The organism is Sphingopyxis flava, assembly GCF_900168005.1.
In the GTDB taxonomy this organism is placed as follows: Bacteria; Pseudomonadota; Alphaproteobacteria; order Sphingomonadales; family Sphingomonadaceae; genus Sphingopyxis; species Sphingopyxis flava.
In genome coordinates this window covers 1-2,884 of the sequence record NZ_FUYP01000082.1, presented here as the reverse complement: position 1 = coordinate 2,884, position 2,884 = coordinate 1, and the positions used below count along the sequence as shown (strand labels likewise).

Genomic DNA, 2,884 nt, shown 5'->3' with positions numbered 1-2,884 from the left:
CAAGCGGCTGGCCGCGCGTGTCCACGCCCAGATCGTTGACGACGACGCTCGCCCCGCGGCTGGCCAGGTTCAGCGCGTAGTCGCGCCCAAGGCCGTTGCGGCCCCCGTCACGATCGCCACTCGACCGTCAAAACGTACTTCCGCACTGCTCATTTCAGGCTATCTCCATGTCGCCGGGAGAGATTTCTTCTCTCTCCGGTCAGCGTATTCGAGGCATCGCCAGACTGCGGGGAGCGGTTGGCGATCATGCCGCGCATGATAATTCAACGCAGATCAGGCGCTATGCGATCGCGGCCTTTCGCTGCCCGGGTTACGTTCCTTATCCTGAATTGCCCGTTTATCTTCGTCACATCCATATCGGCCGTGCAATAAATACGTACCACCGGTTCGATAATCTCACTTGTGATGAGGCGCTGGCTGGCGCGGCGATGCACCCAGAAGAAAGATGTCCAGCGCGAATCGGAGAGTGACAGCCTGTTCGTCCGGGGAAGCGGGCGAACACATGAATGCGGCAAGACCGCCCGACGCCAGCTCGGCAAAGACGCGGGCTCCCGCTTCCGCATCCTCGATGGCAAGAATTCCGACCTCGCCCGCCCTCTCGAAATAATCGATCATGGGGGCAAGGGTCCGCTTCAGGCCATTGTTCATGGCAAGGTCGATCTGCGGACTTTCGGCACGCGATTCAATGACGGTGCGCCACAACGGCGCACCGAGACATCGTTCGCGTTTGCCTGAAGCAGGATGCCGAAATCTTCCAGGACGGCCCGAGGCGACCGGGTCAGCCGGGTGTCGACGGTCGACAACGGCGCGAGCAGAACTGGAACGGCGCGCTCCATGGCCGCCAGCACCAACCCCGCCTTGCTTTTGTAGCGCGCGTACAAGGTCGATTTGCTCGCCCCGAAGCCGCTTGCCAGATCGGCCATCGTGGTGCTGCGATAGCCCCTGACGAGGAACTGTCTCATGCAAAAATCCAGGAATGCGTCCTGAAGCCGCGCCTCGTCCTTCTTGGGTGGCCGTCCCCGGCGAGTGGTCCTTGTCGCGCTGTCGGAATTCAAAGCGACCACCCCGTGTCCGCGAGGGGCTGCCACGACAGTTCCTTGCCCGGGCGCATGATCGACGACCGGCGTCGATCGTCCATCACCAAGGCCCGACCGGTCATCGGCCTGGCCGAGGCTGGCTTGTGTTGCGAAGCGGAGGTTGCAACTTGTCATGGCCGCGATGGATGTTCATCTCGCAATGTCTTGCATGACAAGGGCGACATGTCATGCTCGTGTCGACAGGTACCGTCCGTCACCATAGACCAGCGGTGCGAATTCGGGGTGCATGCGGATGGCGTCGATCCTACCCACCACGATGTTGTGCGAGCCATACTCGAATATGGCATCCACGGTGCAGACGAAATTGACTTGCGCGTCCCTGAGGTAGGGAACGTCGCCCAGTTCCCAGTCGCCGATCCCGAAGCGTTCGTCTTGGGACCGCTGGCCGCCAAAGGCATGAGACACCTCGTCATGCCCTTCCGACAACAGGTTCACGCAAAACGACGCGCCGATGGAAAGGTGCCTGCTGAGCCGCGCGTCGCGGTTCACGCACGCCAGCAGCGAGAGCGGGTCGGCCGACAGCGAGGTCACCGCCGTGGCGGTCATGCCCATCGGCTGTCCGCCATCCTGAAATAGCGTGATGATCGTGACGGTCGCGGCCAGCCGCCGCATGCTTTGCCGGAATGCATCGGCGAGCAGCGACTGGTCGGCAATGAACTTCGGTTCCATCGATCAACGCCTTCTCATCTGTGCGCCGGTGCCGGTGACCATGCCCTTGCCCGTGCCTATGCCCGTGCCTGGGCCTGCCTGTTTGTTGCCCCCGTTTACAGAGCGAAGCCGCGTTCGGGAACCGGCATGCCGACGGGTGTGGCCATCGATCAGTATAATGATGTTCGCCCGGCCGGCGACATGGCGCGGGGCCGCGCGGAGCAAGACCGGCTCCGGCGTTGCCTCACGCCAGCAGTGCCGGCCAGCCGGGTCGCCAAGGATGCGTTGGATGCCGGTGGAGCGCCATCAGAAGGCTGATATGTAACATGCTCGGCATCGGCGACCGACTGGCTGCTGCCAGGGCAGGAAGGGGCAGCCTGGCGCGGGCTTGCAGCACCTTTTGCGATCCTGAAGTCGCGTTGTGCATTGATTTCATTGTGGAATCGGCGTCCAGAAAGAGTGCAGCGAATGCCTCTGGCGACGACTCATTCAGGACGAGGCGGGGAAGCTTGCGCTCGCAACGCTTACGCGATGCCAAATGCTTTACTTCCATATGGGAGTTCTGCGAAAGAGCGTATCTTCTCGTTCCGCACGGCGAGCCACGGCTGGGACCCCAAGAACCAGCGGTCCGAGCTGTGGAACCTCTACAACGCGCGCAAGCACAAGGGCGAGAGCATCCGCGTGTTCCCGATCTCGAACTGGACTGAGCTCGACGTGTGGCAGTACATACAGCTCAACGACATCCCCATCGTGCCGCTCTACTTTGCGGCCAGGCGCCCGACCGTGGAGCGTGACGGGATGTTGCTGATGGTCGATGACGAACGCTTCCCGCTCAAGCCTGGCGAAGTGCCGGTCGACCGTTCCATCCGCTTCCGCACGCTGGGTTGCTACCCGCTGACCGGCGCGGTCGAGAGCGAGGCATCGACCTTGTCCGAAGTCATCCAGGAAACACTACTCACCACCACGAGCGAGCGGCAGGGCCGCGCCATTGACAAGGATGCGGGCGGGGCCGGCATGGAAGTCAAGAAGCAGCAGGGGTACTTCCAGGGCTATCGCATTTGACCGAGGATGGTTTTGGCGAAGGCGTTGGACCATCCGGAGCGTTTGCGTTTTCTCCTGATGGAGATATCGGGTCTTGC

At 62.1% G+C, this 2,884-nt stretch carries 3 protein-coding genes and 1 pseudogene; 1 reads left to right on the top strand and 3 read right to left on the bottom strand.

Translation table 11 applies throughout. The features are described from left to right. Positions 1 to 396: 396 nt before the first annotated feature. The 3 genes from B5X69_RS20470 to B5X69_RS20460 all read right to left on the bottom strand — a co-directional run bounded on the left by B5X69_RS20470 (position 397) and on the right by B5X69_RS20460 (position 1,766). Positions 397 to 648 (bottom strand): TetR/AcrR family transcriptional regulator C-terminal domain-containing protein, encoded by a 252-nt coding sequence (locus tag B5X69_RS20470; protein ID WP_079640308.1) that lies wholly within the window; start codon positions 646 to 648, stop codon positions 397 to 399. Continuing rightward, entirely contained in the window at positions 645 to 962 is a 318-nt protein-coding gene (locus B5X69_RS21655) for a helix-turn-helix domain-containing protein (RefSeq protein WP_176141718.1), read from the bottom strand. The genes B5X69_RS20470 and B5X69_RS21655 overlap by 4 nt, the downstream gene beginning before the upstream one ends. Positions 963 to 1,262: 300 nt before the next feature. Beyond that, positions 1,263 to 1,766, bottom strand: a complete 504-nt coding sequence (locus B5X69_RS20460) for a flavin reductase family protein (protein WP_079640306.1) — start codon at positions 1,764 to 1,766, stop codon at positions 1,263 to 1,265. Positions 1,767 to 2,303: 537 nt separating this feature from the next. On the opposite strand from B5X69_RS20460, the pseudogene cysD reads away from it, so the two are divergent. Continuing rightward, positions 2,304 to 2,807 (top strand): annotated as a pseudogene (gene cysD, locus B5X69_RS20455) (sulfate adenylyltransferase subunit CysD); the annotation flags it as partial. Positions 2,808 to 2,884: the final 77 nt, after the last annotated feature.